At 37.7% G+C, this 20,835-nt stretch carries 16 protein-coding genes; 12 read left to right on the forward strand and 4 right to left on the reverse strand.

All coding sequences use genetic code 11. The annotated features are described in order from the left end of the window. Window positions 1-171: 171 nt before the first annotated feature. The 3 genes from K8089_RS04060 to apaG are packed head-to-tail and all read left to right on the forward strand — an operon-like array spanning window position 172 to window position 2,959. Window positions 172-1,425: a type IX secretion system plug protein gene (locus K8089_RS04060; protein ID WP_237602001.1), complete on the forward strand. Its 1,254-nt coding sequence runs from the start codon at window positions 172-174 to the stop codon at window positions 1,423-1,425. Window positions 1,426-1,468: 43 nt separating this feature from the next. Continuing rightward, the gene (locus K8089_RS04065) at window positions 1,469-2,569 is read left to right on the forward strand and encodes a DUF3667 domain-containing protein (RefSeq protein ID WP_237602002.1); all 1,101 of its coding nucleotides are present in this window, start codon (window positions 1,469-1,471) and stop codon (window positions 2,567-2,569) included. 3 nt (window positions 2,570-2,572) lie between these two features. After that, window positions 2,573-2,959: a Co2+/Mg2+ efflux protein ApaG gene (gene apaG, locus K8089_RS04070; RefSeq protein ID WP_237602003.1), complete on the forward strand. Its 387-nt coding sequence runs from the start codon at window positions 2,573-2,575 to the stop codon at window positions 2,957-2,959. 63 nt (window positions 2,960-3,022) lie between these two features. Here the strand turns inward: apaG and K8089_RS04075 are convergent, their stop codons facing one another. Next, window positions 3,023-3,736: an NRDE family protein gene (locus K8089_RS04075; protein ID WP_237602004.1), complete on the reverse strand. Its 714-nt coding sequence runs from the start codon at window positions 3,734-3,736 to the stop codon at window positions 3,023-3,025. Between the two features lie 173 nt (window positions 3,737-3,909). On the opposite strand from K8089_RS04075, the gene pruA reads away from it, so the two are divergent. Next, window positions 3,910-5,535 (forward strand): L-glutamate gamma-semialdehyde dehydrogenase, encoded by a 1,626-nt coding sequence (gene pruA, locus K8089_RS04080; protein WP_237602005.1) that lies wholly within the window; start codon window positions 3,910-3,912, stop codon window positions 5,533-5,535. A gap of 75 nt (window positions 5,536-5,610) precedes the next feature. On the opposite strand, the gene K8089_RS04085 is transcribed toward pruA, so the two are convergent. Next, on the reverse strand, window positions 5,611-6,909 hold the full coding sequence (locus K8089_RS04085) for an Omp28-related outer membrane protein (protein WP_237602006.1): 1,299 nt from the start codon (window positions 6,907-6,909) through the stop codon (window positions 5,611-5,613). A 163-nt stretch (window positions 6,910-7,072) separates the two neighbouring features. Between K8089_RS04085 and K8089_RS04090 the strand changes: the two genes are divergently transcribed. Together K8089_RS04090 and K8089_RS04095 are read left to right on the forward strand one after the other, a co-directional pair. Then, window positions 7,073-7,558: a TlpA family protein disulfide reductase gene (locus tag K8089_RS04090; RefSeq protein WP_237602007.1), complete on the forward strand. Its 486-nt coding sequence runs from the start codon at window positions 7,073-7,075 to the stop codon at window positions 7,556-7,558. A gap of 29 nt (window positions 7,559-7,587) precedes the next feature. Further along, the gene (locus K8089_RS04095) at window positions 7,588-9,234 is read left to right on the forward strand and encodes a DUF6029 family protein (RefSeq protein ID WP_237602008.1); all 1,647 of its coding nucleotides are present in this window, start codon (window positions 7,588-7,590) and stop codon (window positions 9,232-9,234) included. A 75-nt stretch (window positions 9,235-9,309) separates the two neighbouring features. Here the strand turns inward: K8089_RS04095 and K8089_RS04100 are convergent, their stop codons facing one another. Beyond that, the gene (locus K8089_RS04100) at window positions 9,310-10,047 is read right to left on the reverse strand and encodes a T9SS type A sorting domain-containing protein (RefSeq protein WP_237602009.1); all 738 of its coding nucleotides are present in this window, start codon (window positions 10,045-10,047) and stop codon (window positions 9,310-9,312) included. A 370-nt stretch (window positions 10,048-10,417) separates the two neighbouring features. Here K8089_RS04100 and K8089_RS04105 point away from each other — a divergent pair, with 370 nt between their 5' ends. From K8089_RS04105 to K8089_RS04115, 3 genes are all read left to right on the forward strand, one after another. Next, window positions 10,418-12,082 (forward strand): T9SS type A sorting domain-containing protein, encoded by a 1,665-nt coding sequence (locus K8089_RS04105; protein ID WP_237602010.1) that lies wholly within the window; start codon window positions 10,418-10,420, stop codon window positions 12,080-12,082. Window positions 12,083-12,333: 251 nt separating this feature from the next. After that, the gene (locus K8089_RS04110; protein ID WP_237602011.1) at window positions 12,334-14,001 is read left to right on the forward strand and encodes a T9SS type A sorting domain-containing protein; all 1,668 of its coding nucleotides are present in this window, start codon (window positions 12,334-12,336) and stop codon (window positions 13,999-14,001) included. A gap of 78 nt (window positions 14,002-14,079) precedes the next feature. After that, window positions 14,080-14,646, forward strand: a complete 567-nt coding sequence (locus tag K8089_RS04115; protein WP_237602012.1) for an NUDIX domain-containing protein — start codon at window positions 14,080-14,082, stop codon at window positions 14,644-14,646. Window positions 14,647-14,664: 18 nt separating this feature from the next. Here K8089_RS04115 and rsmG read toward each other — a convergent pair whose 3' ends face one another. After that, on the reverse strand, window positions 14,665-15,294 hold the full coding sequence (rsmG, locus tag K8089_RS04120; protein ID WP_237602013.1) for a 16S rRNA (guanine(527)-N(7))-methyltransferase RsmG: 630 nt from the start codon (window positions 15,292-15,294) through the stop codon (window positions 14,665-14,667). Between the two features lie 267 nt (window positions 15,295-15,561). On the opposite strand from rsmG, the gene K8089_RS04125 reads away from it, so the two are divergent. The 3 genes from K8089_RS04125 (at window position 15,562) to K8089_RS04135 (ending at window position 20,744) form a co-directional block, all read left to right on the forward strand. Further along, a complete protein-coding gene (locus K8089_RS04125) occupies window positions 15,562-16,521 on the forward strand; it encodes a fatty acid desaturase family protein (RefSeq protein WP_407932373.1) in 960 nt (319 codons plus the stop codon). 5 nt (window positions 16,522-16,526) lie between these two features. Continuing rightward, window positions 16,527-17,714, forward strand: coding sequence for a pyridoxal phosphate-dependent aminotransferase (locus K8089_RS04130; RefSeq protein ID WP_237602015.1), 1,188 nt, complete (start codon window positions 16,527-16,529; stop codon window positions 17,712-17,714). 117 nt (window positions 17,715-17,831) lie between these two features. Continuing rightward, window positions 17,832-20,744, forward strand: a complete 2,913-nt coding sequence (locus K8089_RS04135; RefSeq protein WP_237602016.1) for a GEVED domain-containing protein — start codon at window positions 17,832-17,834, stop codon at window positions 20,742-20,744. Window positions 20,745-20,835 lie beyond the last annotated feature (91 nt).

The raw sequence follows: 20,835 nt of genomic DNA on the forward strand, positions 1-20,835 counted from the left end.
TTGAATATTCCACAAAAATAGAATACAGCTAATCCGTTTTATAAAGCTTTATTTAACAATCGTTCAAATAAAGGAAGAATTTTCACCGAAGAATAAAACATGAATGGCTTTCCACAACCTGCGCGCGTAAGAGGCACAAATTTTGTTATCTTAGCTTTTTAAACCACTGTTATGTTAAAAACGCTTTCAGCCGCATTTCTCTTTATATTATCTGTCTTTCCTGCATTTTCGCAAATTATTGAAAAAGTAGAGCCCACTTACATTAGCACCATTCAATTTCGTGGAGCAACAGACCTCAGCCAATTGCCAATAATTAATTTAGGCAACAATTTGCAACTATCTTTTGACGCCTTAAATGGTGAAGAAGAAGATTTTTACTATACAATTACACATTACAATTTTGATTGGACACCAAGCGATCTGTCCAAAAGTGAATATTTAGATGGTTTTGACGATGTGCGAATTCAAGATTACCAAAACTCGTTAAATACGCTTCAAATATACTCGCATTACGAACTATCTATTCCCAATCGCGATACGCGTGCTATTAAAAAAAGTGGGAATTACTTACTTAGCATTTACAACAGCGACGGCGACCTTATATTTACGCGAAGATTTCTGGTTATTGAAAACATTGCATCGGTTGGGGTTGAAATTAAACGCGCGCGCGATTTGCGAGTAATTGAAGAGAAACAAGTTGTTCAGTTCACCGTAAATTCACCAAATTTATTATTGATAAACCCAAAACAAACGGTAAAAACCTTGGTGTTACAAAACAGCAACCTCAAAACAGCCATTACAGATCTTGTACCGCAATACACCATGGGCAACGAACTTATTTACAGATACGATAAAGAAGCATCTTTTGGTGGCGGGAATGAATTTCTGGCATTCGATAATAAGGATGAACGCTCAGCATCAAACGGTGTGCGCTCTATACAAGTTACAGATGTTTACGAAAATTACTTATATACAAATATTTCAAGATACAACCGGCCGTACACCTATAACCCAGATATAAACGGAAATTTTGTAGTGCGAAACATCGACGCCCAAAACCAAAATATTGAAGCCGAATACGTTCGCATGCATTTTAATCTTCAGTATTTTGAAGATCTTGGCGATAAGGAAATACACCTTTACGGCAATTTTAACAACTGGACTATTGACGGGAGTACGTATATGAAATACGACCCAAAAAGCGACACCTACCGCACTACTCGCTTGTTTAAACAAGGGTTTTACAACTATAAATATGTTGTAGTAAATAGAGACGGAACCATAGACCCGGGGGCTGTAAGTGGCGATTTTTGGCAAACCGAAAACAACTATACCGTAATTGTATATTTTCGTGATTTAGGTGCTCGATATGACCGCATAATTGGCGTGGGTTACGCCAACTCTACCAATATTAGCAACAATTGAATTATGAAAATTTGACTTGAAACTCTAACTATTTTATTTTGCTATGAAACGCAAAAATAACAAATACGTTACCGAAAGAAAATCGTTACAATATCGTGGCACCAAGTGCCTCAATTGCGAACAGCCCATAGACAGGAGCGATGTTTACTGTTCGTATTGTTCACAAGTTAACAGCACCAAACAACTTTCATTTACAGATTTCGTCGACCAATTTTTTAGCAGCATTTTTGTTTATGATTCGCGCCTGCGAAGCACACTCAAAGATTTATTATTTCGCCCGGGTGTAATTACACGCAACTACGTAAAAGGGCAACGATTAAAATATGCCAATCCTTTTCGGTTTTTTCTTAGCGTATCAATTATTTACTTTTTAATAAATGGCTTGCTAAATGTTGTAAATACAGACACTACTAAGAGTGAAGCCAACCAAAATTTTATTGCCAACGCCAAGGATCGCGCAATCTTAGATTCGTTAGGATTAAACGTGACAACAACGCCAGAAGCCATTAAAATAGTAGATAGCATTAAAAACCAAAAACCAGACACTCCCTTAAAATATTTTTCAGACAGGCAGTTAGACTCTTTGCCTTTTTTTGAAAGTTATTCAAAGCGGCTAACATTATATAATAGCTTTTACGAAAAGTATAAAATTAAAAATGCCGAAGTAGCATTAGACAGCCTACATCATAAAAATACAGCTCTCAACAAATGGGTTTATTCAAAAAATGCAACAGTAGAAAAAATTAGGGAGAACCCTTCAGCATTTATTAGTTATGTAATCTCGAAGGTGCCTTTTTTTCTATTTTTTTACGCTCCGCTATTTGCCTTGTTTTTCTGGTTAATTTATTCCTGTAAGAAGTACACTTATATGGAGCATATGGTTTTTATATTCCATATTTTCAGTTTTATATTTTTAGCCATGCTCCTATTTTTAGTTCCCGACTTATTCCTGGGAGCGAATTTTTTTGTGAGTTGTTTATTTCTATTCTTAGGGCCAATTTATTTTTATAAAGCTTTGCGAAATTTTTACCAACAAAGCAGGATTGTAACATTAATAAAATTTGTAATTTTAAACACTGTGTTTGGTATAGGTTTATCTATTACCGCAGTAATTTTTGTTATCGCAAGCGCAGCATTTTATTAAGCCATGGTACAACAAGTAACACAAGGGATTAAAATTTCGGTGAAAACCGAATTTGACGGCACGTTTTACAAAAACCGTAAAATACAGTATGCCTTTGCCTATAATGTAACGATTGAAAACCAAAGCAAAGATACCGTACAACTTACCTCGCGGCACTGGAAAATAAAGGACGCTCTTAACGTTACCGAAATTGTAGAAGGTGAAGGTGTTATAGGGCAAAAACCAATTCTTCATCCGGGCGAAAAACATATGTACACAAGCGGCTGTTTACTTTTATCTCCATTCGGCGCTATGAAAGGATACTATAATATGGTAAACTATGCTACCACCCGCAGGTTTAGAGTTTCTATCCCACTCTTTAAATTAAGCGCTCCGTTCTCTATGAATTAATACAACGTTGAACCGAAACGCAAGGAAAATACTTTTTTGAAACGCTAACAGTACAAAGCGAGCCTACGGAAAAATGAATTGAGTGGTGCTTATTTTTTTTGTTTGTAAATCTTCGTAACGCATGATTGCCGAATCTTTATTTTGAACAATCTGCGTAATGCTTTTGGTTTTTATAAATCCCCGATCCATAATTAGATTGCTGTTGAAATCACCTTCGCCCCCAGTTTTATGAAATTGAAGAATTTCTGCTTCGGAAGGCTTTAGCGCGTTCATTAAAAATGCTGAAAACCATTGTTCGCGTTTATTTTTTAAGTTTTCGGGATACAATGGCGAAGAAGACCAAATATGTGGCGACAGCGGCTTTTCGGAAAAATGGTAATCTTTGCCATCCCAAACCAACTGAAACAGTTGAACGTTCGTTTTCCATTCAACTATAATTGCTGTAAACGGCTCTATTTCGTTGAAATCGTAATTTTCAATTTCTGCTATTAAGTTTTCGCATTTTAGCAAATCTTTCACGACCAAACCTCTACTTTTTCGGTAAAATGGTTTTCGTTTGTGTGCTACAAAACCACCATTCATAAGGGTTACAACCCTTTTCTTTTCACTTATACCAATCCAAGTTCCGCCGGCAACGGCATCTTTCGGGTAAAGCAACTTTACTCCTTCTTCCTTATAAATTTCTGGTGGAAATGTTTCGCGTCCCGGAGCTTCATCTCTATTGGAAGTTAGTATAAAACCCTTGTTCGGTTTCGGAATAAAAGTTACGGTACACATATTTTAAAAAGTAATCAGTGGTCAGTAAAACTAATAAATTACATAAATCTTGTTCGGAAAAAACGAGAATATTTCTTCATTTAAAATAGGAAAAACTGCCTACCGCTACGGGTCGCTGAACACTAAATAATTTGTACCTTTGCAATCTTCATAAACACAAAAATTAAAAAGTTATGGGAAATGGATTTTTTGAAGTGCCAATCGCTGTAAACGAACCTGTAAGAAGCTATGCGCCAGGTTCTGCAGAACGCGAAGAAGTGCTTGAAACTTATAGAGAAATGTACAAGGCTACTGTAGAAGTGCCTTTATTTATTAACGGAAAAGAGGTTAAAACCAAGGAAACTGAAACGATGTCTCCTCCGCACGACCACAAACACGTGCTGGGAACGTATTATAAAGCTACTAAGAAAAATGTGGAAGAGGCAATTTCTACTGCCTTGGAAGCGAGAAAAAAATGGGCTGTTATGCCTTGGGAACAACGCGCTGGAATTTTTCTACGTGCCGCTGAATTGATTGCAGGTCCGTACCGCGCTAAAATAAACGCAGCAACTATGCTGGGGCAGTCTAAAAACATTTATCAAGCCGAAATAGATTCAGCTTGTGAGCTTATTGACTTTTTACGATTCAACGTTCAGTATATGACTGAAATCTATGCTGAGCAACCAGAATCTACTTCTGCAGCTTGGAACCGCATTGAATACAGACCTTTGGAAGGTTTTATTTATGCAATTACACCTTTCAACTTTACCGCTATTGCCGGAAACCTTCCTGCAAGTGCTGCCTTAATGGGGAACGTTGTTGTTTGGAAACCGAGTAACACGCAAGTGTATTCCGCTAAAGTTATTATGGATGTATTTCGTGAAGCGGGTGTGCCTGCCGGAGTAATCAATATGGTAATGGGCGATGCTGTTATGATTTCAGATACGCTTATGGCAAGTCCAGATTTCAGTGGGGTTCACTTTACGGGTTCAACGGGTGTTTTTCAAGGAATTTGGAAAAAGATTGGCGACAACATAACAAACTATAAAACCTACCCACGCATTGTTGGAGAAACTGGTGGAAAAGATTTTATTGTGGCTCACAAAACTTCAGATGCCAAACAAGTTGCTACAGCAATGGCTCGTGGGGCTTTTGAATTCCAAGGTCAAAAATGTAGTGCGGCAAGCCGTTGCTATATTTCGAATAGTATTTGGGATGACGTTAAAAAATATTTGGTTGACGATATCCGTTCCTTTAAAATGGGAACCCCAGAAGATATGGGCAACTTTATTAACGCCGTAATTAACGAAAAATCTTTTGACAAACTTGCAAGTTATATTGATGCAGCCAAAAAAGACAAAAGCGTTGAAATTATTGCGGGCGGAAATTACGACAAGAGCAAAGGGTACTTTATTGAACCTACCGTAATTGTTGTAAAAGATCCAAAATACACAACTATGTGTACGGAGTTATTTGGCCCTGTTCTTACCGTTTATGTTTATGACGATAAAAAGTGGGAAGAAACCTTACAACTAGTTGATGAAACCAGTGAATATGCGTTAACAGGCGCTGTTTTTAGTGAAGACAGATATGCGCTTGAGCAGGCTGTAAAAGCCCTTGAAAATGCAGCGGGTAACTTCTACATAAACGACAAGCCTACGGGCGCTGTTGTGGGGCAACAACCTTTTGGTGGTGCTCGTGCAAGTGGAACTAACGACAAAGCAGGAAGCAAACAAAACCTATACCGTTGGATTTCTCCAAGATTGGTGAAGGAAACATTTGTATCTCCTACAGATTACAGATATCCTTTTTTGGGATAAAACCTAAATTGAATTCATAAAAAAACCCATCCTGGAATTTCAGGATGGGTTTTTTAGTTTTAGAAAACTAAGTTTTTATTCAAAAGTTTTGTTTTCGCCAACTTCTGCGTGTTGTGAGTTTTTCGCATTATTGTCAGAATCTACAACCATAACAACTACACTTAAATTATCAACGTTGTATTCCGAAGGAATTTCTAAGTTATACTGTTTCTTATATTCGGTATATGCTGGTGTTTCTGTTATGGCATCACCAAAAATATCTGTGAGTGAATTTCTAAGCGCGTCGTTGTGCACAAAATCTGGAATTGGGTTTCCGTGGCCTTCTAATGGGTGACCGGAGGTGGCGTTGAAATAATTTGCTTGTGCGTAGATTATTCCACTTTCAACAAGGTAGACAACTATTTTGTCGCCTGTTACAGAACCGCTTGCATAAACAACTTTAACATCTACGGTTAGGTTAGCCCCAGTAACCTTTGAGTCTATAGCGATAGCAAGATCGGTTTCAGCACCTGCCATTGCCAAAACATCGTTCACATTATAAGGATCCAACCATTTTTGTTTGCGATTAAGTCTTGCTTGTGGCAACCCTCCAATTCCGAAGGCATCTTTTAAATCTTGTACTCTTTCAAAATGCATTGGGTCTGGAAGTGAGGCTCCAGTTTCGTGAATAGCAACAACTGAAATATGATTTGTAGCTACTTTAGCAGTATCAATAGCAAGTGCTACTGCTGGGCAAAAGCCACACCAAGTACCTGTGTAATCTTCTATTACTACTTTTCTTTTTGGAATAAACACTTCAAAAGTTTTACTGGCAGTAGTGTGTAATTCATTATCTACTTCGTATTCTGCATATACCACAAAACTACCTTCAGTGGCAGAGGAATAGGTAAATCCGGAGATAGCAGTGTCATCTACATAAAATGTAGCATCTGACGCTGTATTGTTTCCTTGGCTATCTAATAAACCAAATGTAATAGTCTGATTGCGCAATGCTTTAGGAAAATCAATTGTCAAGGCTCGTTCTGTAGGTGCTAGCACTTCAAAGTTCAAGCTATTACTTGATACGTCATTATAAATAGCATCTACCGTAAATTCACCCAATTCTTCGAATATATAATAATCACCAGCGATTTCGACGTTATTCACAAATATTTGCGAAGCGCTCGTATAGTCAACGCCATCACTACCAATAACGGTAAAGTTTACGCTATCATTAGCTCTTAAAACTACCAACTCGCCAGTTCCGGCATCACTTTTAAGTTCCAAAGTCAATAACGGGCTAGGCTCCACATATGGGTCTTCTTTTTTACTACAAGAAACAATAGTTATAATTGCAAAAAACAGCAAGGCTTTTAAATAGGGATTGGTTTTCATATTAAGAATACTTTTAGAAATAAAAATGTGCGCTAATATAGTTTAAATCTTAAAAATGCTTGGTCTAAATATGTTAAATGAACAATTTTCAAATAATCCGATTCAAAATTCATTAAAAAAAACTTAATATTGCTTCACTAAAATAATCGCAAATCTTTTTATTATGAAAAAAATCTTTCCCCTCCTTCTATTATTAGTCACTTTTTTAGGGTTTTCGCAAAGCGAATTACCAAAAATAGACTTAACTACGATTGACGGAACTGCCATCAGTTCTAAAGATCTTTCTAAAGACAATAATAAAGTAATAGTTGTTTCCCTTTGGGCCACTTGGTGTGTGCCTTGTTTGAAAGAACTAGATGCAATAAGTGAAATTTACCAAGATTGGCAGGATGAAACTGGCGTTGAATTATTTGCAGTATCTGTAGATGACAGTCGTACTGTAAAAAGAGTAAAGCCTTTAATAAACGGAAAGGGCTGGGATTACACCATACTTTTAGACACCAATAACGACTTTCAGCGCGCTTTAGGAGCGGCCACCGTTCCATTAACGCTTTTGGTGAAAAACAACGAAATTGTATACCGTCACTCTGGTTATAGCCCAGGTGCAGAATATGAACTTTACGAAAAAATAAAGGAGTATTCTAACTAATTGAACAACCAATCAACCAAAACCTTACAATGAAAAAAATTATATTCGGTGCCTTTCTTTTTATAGGTGCCATAGGCTTTTCACAAGACAACGGCTACTTTTTTGGTGGCTTGGAATCTAATTCGCAATGGCTTCTTGACGATGAAGATTTTGACTTTACTGCTCCGGAGGATCAATTTAGAGCAAACAATTATTTACAACTTAACTACGCGCTCGGAAAATTTACGGCAGGGGTTCAATATGAATCCTACTTGCCTTCTTCGCTTTTGGGATATTCCCCAACTTGGGATGGCCAAAACGGCATAGGAACCTATTATTTAAATTTCAGAAATGAAACCTTAGATATTACTGGTGGGTATTTTTACGAGCAATTTGGAAGTGGACTGATTTTGCGCACGTGGGAAAACAGACAATTAGGAATTAACAATGCTCTAAAAGGAGTACGTGTTAAATTCAATCCTACCGCTTCATTCGATCTTACGGGTGTTTACGGACAAACACGAAATGGATTCGATGTTTCGGAAGGTGTAATTCAAGGGCTTGATGCCAATTTAGATTTAAGCGATTTAATGAATTTAGAGTCTGTAGATTTAAAATTAGGTGCAAGTTATGTAGGTCGTTACCAAGACAATGGCTCTAGTGATTCAATACCTGCAAACATAAATGCCTATGGCGGTAGATTAGATTTTGTAATTTCGGATTTCTACGGAAGCATAGAAGCAATCACCAAAGATCCGGATGTTTTAATTAACGAAGAAGTAGTAACCACACCACAGTTATTTGACGGTACTGCGCTTCAGTTTAACTTGGGTTACGCCCAAAAAGGTTTGGGAATTAATTCAACTTTTAGAAGATTGGAAAATTTCACATTTTATGCAGATAGGTATGCTGAAGGCAATCAATTTAACGAGCAAGTTGTAAATTACATTCCCGCCATTACGAAACAGCACGATTATCTGCTTTCTAATATATATGTGTACAACGCACAACCGCGTCTTCTTTTTACTGAAAACGAAAAAAGAGCTGGAGAAGTAGGGGCGCAAGTAGATGTGTATTTTTCATTCGATAAAGAATCTACATTGGGTAAATACGGAACCAAATTAGCTGGTAACTTTGCGTACTGGGCTGGCTTAGACGCTACTTTTAATGCAGATGATTTAACCTATGATGCCAAATTTATTGGTGAAGGAGATCGGTATTTCCGCGATTTAAACATTGAAATTAAAAACCGTTGGTCTTCAAAATGGAGCACTGTAGTTTCTTTCCAAGATGTAATTATAGACAAAGCTGTTTCAAAAGGAGGCATTCTTGGATCTGAGGGCGATATAAATGCTCAAATAGCAGTTATAGAAGGAACGCGACGTTTTGACAAAGGAAAAGCTGTAAGATTAGAACTTCAACACCTTTGGACTGAAGATGACGATAAAAACTGGGCTGCTGGAGTTTTAGAATATAATTTCAATTCATCTTTCACATTATATGCAGCTGATGCATACAATTACGGGGGTGAAAAAGAACTTCACTATTACAGTTTAGGCGGAAGCTACACTAAAGGAAGAGCTCGTTTTGCAATGAATTACGGCAGACAACGTGGCGGTTTAATATGTGTTGGGGGGGTGTGTAGAGAAGTGCCACCAAGCACCGGGGTAACGGCAAATCTTGTAGTTACTTTCTAATAGCTAGAAATTTAAAAAAAGAAAGGCCCCGAAGAAAACTCCGGGGCCTTTTTATATTCAGCTTATTTTGAAAGCTTATTGAACCAAGATTTTGCTTGTTTGCACACCACCAGTATTATTTTTAAACTGAACGATATACGTTTGTGGGCTTAAATCTGATACGTTTACAACTTGACGACCAGCGTCAAATTGACCTTGCTTTACAACTTTACCTTGAATATTATAAACAACCATATTAACTGGCTCATTTATATTCAACACTAATTCATTTGAAACTAAAGTAGATTGAATAGTTAGGTTTACAGTGTTATTGTCTGCAACACCCATTGTTGGATTATAACGATATGTAAATAGCAATGGCGTACCCGTTTCTATTGTTCCTGCTTGGTCAGAATATTGACGGAAGGCAAAAACAAAATCTACGTTATCTGAACCGTTTCCTGGATCGTCGTTCCAAAAATGGTTTCCCATGGGAGTAGTTTCACCAACTGCAATAGCTAGTCCATCTTCACCCGCTGGAGGTACTGTACCGCCCTGTACTATATTGTTATAACACAAGCCATAGCATAATTGTTCAAACTCTCCGTTTGAGGAGTTTGTTTCAGACACATATTCTATACGTGTATAGATTTCGTCGCTAGGGTTGTCATTGGTTACAAAAAATTCATAAGATGCATCTGGATAGTCCAAAACACCAAATTCTATAACATCGCCATCATTGAGCACATTGCCCGCTCTGTCCTTAACTGTAAATTGAGCACTCGCCATTGTTACTGAGCCAAGGATACTTAAAAGAAGTAATTTAAATTTCATGGTTTTAATTTTTAGGTTTTAATTGAGAGGTTTGATTACTAAGTATTGCAAAAGTAATTATAATTATTAAAGATTAAAGTTTCTTTACTATTTCTCTTACAGACATTTAACATTTAACAATTCTTCAGATCAAAAAAGAACGTTAAATTTTGGGAGAAAGTGTCGTTTTTTACGGATTTGGCGTTTGTTTTATAAAAAATATAGCAATATAGATGAGATAGTGTATTTTTAATGAAACATTAAAACTCAATTATAATATTTTAACATAAAAAACGCAAATATTTGATTTATAAGTTTAAGATAATTAATTATAAAAAAGTACATTTGTCACGAACACTTAATTCTCACTATTATCTTAAATTTAACTATCATGTTTAAAAAACTATCTCTTTTTCTAGTTTTTGCTTTGTTTGCCATTACTACATATGGGCAAACAATTGTATCAACTTCCCCTGAAAACAAAAATGTAATTCTCGAAGAATTTACGGGTATAAAATGTGTTTTCTGTCCCGACGGTCACCGTATTGCGCAAGGTTTAAAATCTGATCATCCAGACGATGTCTTTTTAATTAATATACACGCCGGTGGTTTTGCTGTTCCAAGTAGCGGCCAGCCAGATTTTCGCACTCCAGACGGCGAGGCTATTAGAGCTCACTTTGGGGTTAACAGTTACCCTTCTGGAATGATTAACCGACACACTTTTAGCGGCAACAGTCCTGTTATAGGCAGATCTGCTTGGCCCAGTCGTGCTAACATAATATTGGGTGAAAGTTCATATTTAAATGTTGCAGTAGAAGCTTCAATTGATGTTCAAACCAGAGAGCTTATCGTGCACGTTGAAGGGTATTACACTGGAAACAGTCCAGAAAGTACAAACTTTCTTACAGTAGCACTATTGCAAAATAACACCAAAGGCCCACAAACGGGTGGGGGCGCTGGAAACAACTATAACCACATGCATAGATTGGTAGATATTATTACTCCTACTTGGGGCGACCCCATAAATACTACCACTGCTACTACATTTGTAGACAGAACTTATACTTATACCATTCCTGCAATGTACAATAACGTACCAGCAGTTGTAGACGACATGGAAGTTGCTGCCTTTATCACTGAAACACAAAGTGAAATTGTTAGCGGTCATGGGGCGCGTGCAACATTTACAGGAATAACTATTGCAAACGACGTTAGCGTTCACGCAATCAAGGATATCGATCCTACTTGCGAAAGCAATGTCGCTCCAGTGGTTACTATTAAAAACCTAGGACAAAACACAGTTACATCGCTAGCAATAACCTATGAAGTAAACGGCGACTCACACACATATAATTGGACTGGTAATTTACCAGCTTTATGGGATGAAACTATTACTTTACCAGAAGTACCATTCACTATGCAAGCAACTAACACAGTAGATATAACAATTCCAAGTGATGACGACAACTCAAACAACACATTGTCTTCGTCTTTTGACAAAGCACCCGAAGGTACCGGATCAATAGATGTTCGAATTATTACTGATGCTTATGGTTATGAGTGCCGATGGAATCTTAAAGATTCTAATGGAGATATTATAGAAAGTGGCGGACCTTATCCTAACAACACAACTACAGAATTTAGAATAAATGTTGCAGCAGACTGCTATACTTTCACGCTTATAGACACTGCAGGCGATGGTGGTACAAGAGCTACTTTAAAAGATCACGAAGGAACTATCTTGTATAATGCCGTTGGAAACTGGGGTGCAGAAAAACCAGGACAGTTTTTAAGCAATGGGGTTTTAGGTGTAAATCAGTCGCAACTAGACAACCTTAGTTTATATCCAAACCCGGCAAGTACAGTATTAAATCTTAAAAATGCTGAAAACGCGAATATTCAAGTATTTGACGTTCTTGGAAAATTAATTCTTTCACAAGATAACATTGCTATGGATGCGCAAATAAATGTGGCAAATCTTGCCAACGGAACGTACTTTATAAAAATTAGTAAAGACAATGCGGTAGCAACCAAAAGATTCTTGATTTCAAAATAAATCAGAAATGCTAAACTATTTAAAAACCCCGACTCGTTCGGGGTTTTTTATTTCCAATTGGTTTTTAAATTCGCATCATTGCCTTCGGCTTCGTTATTAGGCTTTTTTTCAGTTCAGCGTAGCTAAAAGACAAAATATCAATGCCTTGCCCCAAAATATTCCGCAATAATCCAATTGTAAATTTTATATCTACAGCACTTATGTTTACTTTTACGATACACTTATTTATTTAAACCTAAATTTTAGAAATCATGGTTAAAAAATTACTTATCACTTCAGTTTTTGTATTGTTTGCCATTACTACTTATGGGCAAACAATTGTATCAACTTCACCGGAAAACAAAAATGTTGTTCTTGAAGAATTCACCGGTATTTACTGTGTATTTTGCCCGGATGGTCACAGTATTGCGCAAGGCATTCAAAATGCTAATCCAGACAGGGTTTCATTAATTAATATTCACCAAGGTGGTTTTGCCAGTCCTTCAGGAGATGATCCAGATTTTAGAACTCCCTTCGGAAATGCCCTAGCAGCACAAACCGGGTTAACTGGTTATCCATCTGGCACCGTTAACCGCCACGTTTTTAGTGGCAGCAATACGATATTGGGTAGAAATCAATGGCCAGCTCGTGCGAACGAAATTATGGCTGTAGCCTCATACGTCAATCTTGCTGCTACCGCAGCTATTGACGTTCAAACTAATATTATGAATATTCATGTGGAAGCATATTACACAGGAGATAGCCCAGAAAGCACCAATTTTTTGAATGTTGTATTACTGCAAGATAACACCAAAGGACCTCAAACTGGAGGAGGGCAAGGAAACAATTACAACCATATGCACCGTCTCGTAGATATGGTTACAGGACAATGGGGCGAAGAAATTAACCAAACAACGTCTGGAACGTTTGTAGAAAGAGATTTTGCTTACCCAATTTTAAATGAAAACAACAATATTCCGGTTGAAATTGGTGATCTTGAAATTGTTGTTTTTATGACTGAAACACGCCAAGAAATTATTAGCGGTAATAGAACTACCCCTACTACCAACGTAACATATACCAATGACGCAAACGTGCGCTATGTGGAGAAATTCAGTCCCGATTGCGCTGGCGAAGATTTTGAATTTACACCTAAAGTAAATATTCAAAACGTTGGCACCAATCCAATCACTTCTTTAAGTATTGAATATACACTTAATGGTGTGTCCGATACTTTTGCTTGGACCGGTAACATTGAAAGCCTAAAAAGTGAAACCATTACGCTTCCTGAGGTTTCCACAGTTTTATTGGAGACAAATACTTTTGAAGTTTCAATTCCGAATGACGACTATAACGCCAATAACGTATTAACCATTCCGTTTGAAGTGCCTTTAACTACTGGTACGCTCGACTTGATAATAGAAACAGACAATAGAGGAGATCAGTGCAGATGGAACCTCAAAGATAGTCAAGGCACAACGGTTGCAAATGGCGGACCTTATGGTAACAATGAAATATATTTTGAGCGCATAAATATTGCTGAAGATTGCTATACATTTTCCTTAATAGATACTGGTGGAGATGGCGGAAACACAGTGAGTTTAATAGACAACGAAGGCACCGAAATATTTGTAACGGATGGTACCTACGGCACAATTGCAGTAACAAAATTTTATAGTGACGGCGTGTTGGGTTTAAACCAAACAACTCTCGAAAATGTAACAATTTATCCCAATCCTGCTAAGGACGAAATTAATATTTCTAACGCCGAAAATGCTGAAATTAAGATTTACGACGTCTTGGGAAAAATGATATTTTCAATGAACAATATTGAAATGAATCAACAGCTAAACGTTGCCAAGTTTGAAACTGGAACGTACTTTATAAAAATTTCTAAAGACAATTCAGTAACAACAAAACGATTCTTAATTTCAAGATAACTCATTATATCTTAAACATTTTTTAAAACCCCGATTCGTTCGGGGTTTTTTATTATTTTAAACTCAAAATAGCGCGCGATGAAATACATAATTAAGGATGAAAAAATAGTTTTTGACGACCATTACAAAATGGTAAAAGCTACGGTTACTTACGACACTTTTAACGGCAACCAAATTAATACCAAAAGATTAGCTTTTGAAAGAGGTAATTCTGTGGCAATTATTCTTTTTGAAAAAGAAACTCAAAGTATTTTATTAACCAATCAATTCCGTTATCCAAGCTGCAAAAACCACGATGGATGGTTGCTGGAAATACCTGCGGGTTCTTTGGAAGAAAATGAACAACCCGAGGATTGCATAAAACGTGAAGTAATGGAAGAGCTGGGATACAAAGTGGCAAATCCAATACTAATAAACACCTTCTACACCTCGCCGGGCGCATCAACCGAACGTATTTTTTTATACTACGCCGAAGTTTCCCAGAATGACAAAAGTGAAAAAGGCGGCGGAAATTCAGAAGAAAACGAAGATATTCAATTGGTGAAAACACCTATTTCCGAAATTGTTGATACCATTTCAAAAGTGAAAGATGCCAAAACAATTCTTGCGCTGCAATGGTTTTTACTTCAAAATTTAGCTGCTTAAAGTAGAGCGCTGCTTGTTTCACCCTTTAAACTTTAACGGTAAATACACCACGCTTTTGGTTTCATAAAAATCTTCTTCAAAAAAGTCGTTTAACGGATAAATCACTGCATTTTTATAAACCTTCAATTCGTCGGTAAGGTCGCCACCTTTTAAATATAGGATTCCATTTCGGCGTTCGTGTAAATTTTGTTTAGCAATTTTACCATTAACCCAATGCACAAAGGTTTCCATTTGGGCTACGGCACGACTCACAATAAAATCATATTTATCTGTAACTGTTTCCACACGGGCGTTGGTTGCTTTTACATTTTCTAACTGCAAACCGGCAACAACTTCTTCAACAACTTTTATTTTTTTTCCGATACTATCCACCAAGTGAAATTGTACTTCGGGAAACAAAATAGCGAGTGGAATTCCAGGAAAACCACCACCCGTACCGACATCTAAAATTTTAGATCCTGGAAGAAACGACTGTATTTTTGCAATCCCAAGCGAATGTAGAACGTGCCGAAGGTAGAGCTCGTCTATATCCTTTCGGGATACCACGTTTATTTTTAAATTCCAATCTTCATAAAGCGCTTGTAACTGTGCTAATTGCTTTATTTGAAGATCAGTTAGGTTTGGAAAATATTTCAATATGAGTTCCATAATTATATTTAAGAGACAAAAGTATGTTATCTTTGGTAAAATTATGATTTTGTAACTTCAGATTTCCACAAAAGATAATTATTTTTGTGCCTTTCACAGTAATAAATTTCAGTTAACAAACACATTTTGACATATACGAACTTAAATTTCTCCAGAGTTGACAGCGCTAAATTTTTTAGAACTCTTAATAGGCGCGTTAACGATTATTTCAAGGAAAATAACATTGCCCGAACCGGTAATTGGAAATTGCATTTGAAAACGGTAATTATGTTTTCAATTTACCTTACCCCCTATTTTTTACTTTTAACTTTAAATGTACCCGGCTGGGTTCAATTGCTATTTACCGTTATTATGGGTATTGGTATGGCTGGAGTTGGCATGAATGTAATGCACGACGCTAATCACGGATCGTATTCCTCAAAAAAATGGGTGAACAAAATAATGGGCAGCAGCATGTATATTCTGGCTGGCAATGTGTACAATTGGCAAGTACAGCACAATGTACTACACCACACCTACACCAATATTCACGGGCATGATGAAGATTTGGAAGCGGGAAGAATCCTTCGGTTTTCAAAACATTCCAAATGGAACAAAATGCACAAATTCCAACATTGGTACAGTCTTTTCTTTTATGGATTATTAACTTTTAACTGGGTACTCACCACAGATTTTTTTCAAACTAAACGCTATTTAGCGCGCAAGCTTTCTTACGGTAAATTGCCAAAACCAATTACGCAGTGGAGTATTTTAGTAATTACTAAACTAATTTATATTTCACTTTGGATTGTTATTCCAATCTTGTTTTTCAACATAGTTTGGTGGAAAATTTTACTCGGTTTCTTTATTATGCACTACGTTGCAGGATTAATCTTGAGTGTAGTTTTCCAACTTGCGCACGTGGTTGAGGATACAGATATTGTACTACCGGACGAAAGTGGCACTATGAAGAATACTTGGGCAATTCACCAATTATTTACAACTACAAATTTTGGCACAAAAAACAAACTTGTTAATTGGTACACCGGGGGTTTAAACCATCAAGTAGAACACCATATTTTCCCTAATATTAGCCACGTTCACTACAAAAATATTTCAAAAATAGTGAAACGCACTTCAAAAGAATTCAACTTACCTTACAAAGAATATAAAACCACACGCACGGCAATTATTGCACATTTTCGACATTTAAAACAAATGGGGCTTAAACCTGCCGTATCCACTTAATAATTATGGACAACAGACTTTCAAAACGTGTAAACGAAATGGCCACATCGGCCACACTGGCAATGGCCGCCAAAGCTAGAGAATTAAAAGAACAGGGCATAGACATTATTGGTTTGAGTCTTGGCGAACCAGATTTTCCGGTACCCGAATATATTAAACAAGCGGCAATTCAGGCAATAGAAGATGACTATCATTCCTATACCCCCGTTGACGGTTATGGCGATTTAAAAAGTGCTATTATAACAAAATTTAAACGCGACAACAATTTAACATACAAACCATCGCAGATTGTAGTTTCTACAGGTGCTAAGCAATCTTTATCTAATTTAACATTAGTGCTATTAGACGAAGGCGATGAAGTATTGCTGCCGGCGCCCTATTGGGTTAGTTACGCAGATCAATGCAAAGTTGCTGGCGGTGTTCCGAAAGAAATTTCAACTTCTATTGAAACCGACTTTAAAGTTACTCCCGAAGCGTTGGAAGCAGCCATAACACCAAAAACAAAAATGATTATTTACAGTTCTCCTTGTAACCCAAGTGGCTCTGTTTATAGCAAAAAAGAGCTTCGTAAGTTAGCAGATGTTTTGGTAAAATACCCAGACGTTATTGTTATTAGCGATGAAATTTACGAACACATAAACTTTAGTGGCGGCCACGCTTCTATGGCTGAGTTTGAAGATATGTACGATCGCACAGTAGTGGTGAACGGCGTTTCAAAAGCCTTCTCTATGACGGGTTGGCGTATTGGTTACATTGGCGGACCCGAGTGGATTGCCAGAGCTTGCAACAAAATGCAGGGGCAAGTAACCAGTGGCGCAAACGCTATTGCACAAAGAGCTACAATTACCGCTTTGGAAAATTCGCCGAGCAAAATTAAATTTATGGTAGATGCGTTTAAAGAAAGAAGAGCGCTAATTCTCAACTTACTTTCTGAAATTGAAGGCTTTAAAACCAATCAACCCGAAGGTGCATTTTACGTTTTTCCGGATATTTCGTATTTCTTCGGAAAAACATTTCGAGGAAAAAACATAAATACTGCTTCAGATTTTTCACTTTATCTTTTAGAAGAAGCCAAAGTAGCTACTGTAACTGGTGAAGCATTTGGCGACCCTAACTGTATTCGCCTTTCGTATGCTACTTCGGAAACTGAGATTAAAGAAGCCATGCGCCGAATTAAAGAATCGTTGGAATAACACTAGCTTTCTTTAAAAAAACGGGATTGATTTAAAATAATCAATCCCGTTTTTTTTTACAAATTATCTGTATTTTAGACGCTCCTATATTTATAACTCTAAAAAACACCCTAATTAATGAGAATTAAAATTACGCTACTCATGGTTTTCTCCATGCTATTTTTCGGAACACAAGCACAGGAAAAAACAAACGCTACCTATGTTGGCACGGTGGGCTCGGTGGTTCACGTACCTTCAATAGCTTCACAGACAAATCTTCCTCCAGCAAGAGTGAAAAAACAAATTATGCAAGATGGAAGAGCTTCAAAAAACTTGATAATTCCTGGCAAAGACCCACAAATTGAAGACGATTACTTTAAAAGAAATCCAAACAAAATGGAGCAGCTACTTAGCGGAAGAGCTCCAACCTTGGTTTTTGACGCAGCCGCTTCAAGCTCACAACCCACAGACCCTGCTATTGGCGTTGGGCCAAATCACGCGGTGGTAGTATTTAACACTGGTTTCAGAATTTTTGACAAAAGTGGAAACCCGCCTACCGGACAAATTTCGCCAAACCCAACCATTTTCCCAAATGGAGGTTGCTGCGACCTTACTATTTCATACGACAATGCTGCAGATCGTTTTGTGATGACTTTTCTTGGCAACGGAGCACAAATAGCAATTTCTGATGGACCCGATCCTGTAAATGACGGTTGGTACGTTTATACCATTCCGCAAATTAATGACTATCAAAAACTTTCTGTGTGGAGTGATGGTTATTATATGACAGACAACACCAGTGCGTCTAACAGAATTTACGCAATGGAAAGAACCAAAATGCTCGCTGGCGATCCAACTGCTCAGATTATAGGCTTTCCGCTACCAGGAATTGTAACCAGTGGTTTTTACAGCCCGCAAGCTTTAAATGTTACCAATAACAACCTTCCCGCCCCCGGAGGCTTGCCTATAATTTATCTTCAAGACGATGCTTGGTCTGGTGTTACGCAGGATCATTTAAAGATTTGGACGGTAGATGTAAACTGGGCCAGTCCCGGCAGTTCAACTATTTCGGCTCCGCTTGAATTAACTACAACTCCGTTTATTTCAGTTTTCGACGGTGGAAGTTTTTCAAACTTATCGCAACCCGGCGGCGGTGCAGATATTGATGCACTTCAAGCAACCGTGATGAACCAAGCGCAGTTTAGAAAATTTGGAAGTCATAATTCAGCTGTCTTCAATTTTGTAGTAGATACAGACGCAACTGGCGGCGAACTTGCTGGAGTACGGTGGTTTGAGCTTCGTCAACCTGGCGATGGGCAACCGTGGTCTATTCATCAAGAAGGCACTTACACTTCACCCGATGGAAAACACGCTTGGCACGCCAGCATGATGATGGATATTCAAGGAAATATTGGGATGGGTTACACAGCTATGGCAGGACCTACTACGCCAGATCCTACAACAAAAAGAGTTAGTTCGTATTACACCGGGCGTTACGCAAACGATCCTTTAAACACAATGACCGTTGCAGAAGAATTAATTGCTGCAGGAAACCAAAACATTCCCGGCCTGCGTTATGGCGATTATAGTAAGATAGACATTGACCCAGCTAACGACAAGCAATTCTGGTTTATTAATGAATATATGAACAGCGGAAGAAAAGATGTAGTTGGCGTTTTTCAAATAGCACCAAATTACAATAACGATGTAGGTGTAGTGAGTATAGACGCGCCAATTACGGGCACACTATCAAATAGTGAAAGCGTTACAGTTACAATTTTTAACTATGGTCAAAATAGCGCTTCAAATATACCGGTAACTTTTCAAGTTGATGGCGGCGCGGTTGTTTCAGAAGTGTTTTCAGGAACTATTGCTTCTGCAGCTACGGCCCAATATACCTTTACGGCTACGGCAAACTTAGGTACGGTTGGCCAAACATACACAATTACCGCTGAAACTAATTTGCCGGGGGATGAGGATACAAGTAACGATGGCCGCACAAAATCGGTTACATACTTAGAGCCTAATGATATTGGCGTAAGTTCAATAAATTCACCCGTTTCCGGTACAGAATTAACCGCTGCCGAAAACATTGTTGTTACCGTTACCAACTTTGGAGGGGAGTCACAATCAAATTTTGATGTAACCTATAATTTAGATGGTACGGTTGTAACTGAGGTATACACCGGAACGTTGGCCGGGAACACGTCGGCGTCCTTTACTTTTGCTCAAACGGGAGATTTTTCAGCACTTGGAACTTACAACTTAAGTGCAACAACTTCATTGCCTAATGACAGTGATACCACTAACGATGCAACATCGGTAGTAATTGCACATCAAAACTGTCAGCCATCGGGAGATTGTTCTTTTGGGGATGGATTTAGGCTCTTTAGTGTAACTGATATTAACAATACATCTGGTTGCGAAGGTTATGCAGATTTCACCCACCTTATTGCTGGAATGGAAGCAGATACAACTTACGATCTTACACTTACAACCGAATACGGAGACCAAAATGTACGCGTTTGGATTGATTTCAACGACGATTTTGTATTTAGTAACGATGAAATTGTAGTAGATAATGTTGTTATTGCACCCGGCCAGGGCGGTGGAACTTATACAATTACTACAGATTTAGTCGTTCCAGCGGGAGCCGCATTCGGGCAACATTTAATGCGTGCAAAAACCAATTGGAATGGTCCTGTACCAAATGATGCTTGCGAAGAAACTACCTTTGGCGAAACTGAAGATTACTCTGTGCAGATAGGAACCGTGGGCGTTACCGAAACTATTTTTGACGAAAGCGGATTAACGATCATTTCCTTAGACAATAACAAGTTTGATGTTACTTTAAAGACAGTTAATTATTCAAATGCTATGAATTTATCGGTTTATAATACACTTGGCCAACGTATGTTATTCAGGAAACTGGAAAACAACGGCAACGGTTACAATTATAAATTAGACATGAGTTACGCAGCCGCGGGCGTTTACTTGGTTCGCATTGGCAACAAAGACAACGGAAGAGTACAACGAATTATCGTTAAATAATTTCGAATAAATTTTATTCATTAAAACCCAAAGTTCAAATTGTACTTTGGGTTTTTTCGTGTAACCTAATACTGTATTTTTACCAAAATTT

The sequence above is a fragment of the Aequorivita vitellina genome, assembly GCF_022008365.1.
GTDB classification, from domain to species: domain Bacteria; phylum Bacteroidota; class Bacteroidia; order Flavobacteriales; family Flavobacteriaceae; genus Aequorivita; species Aequorivita vitellina.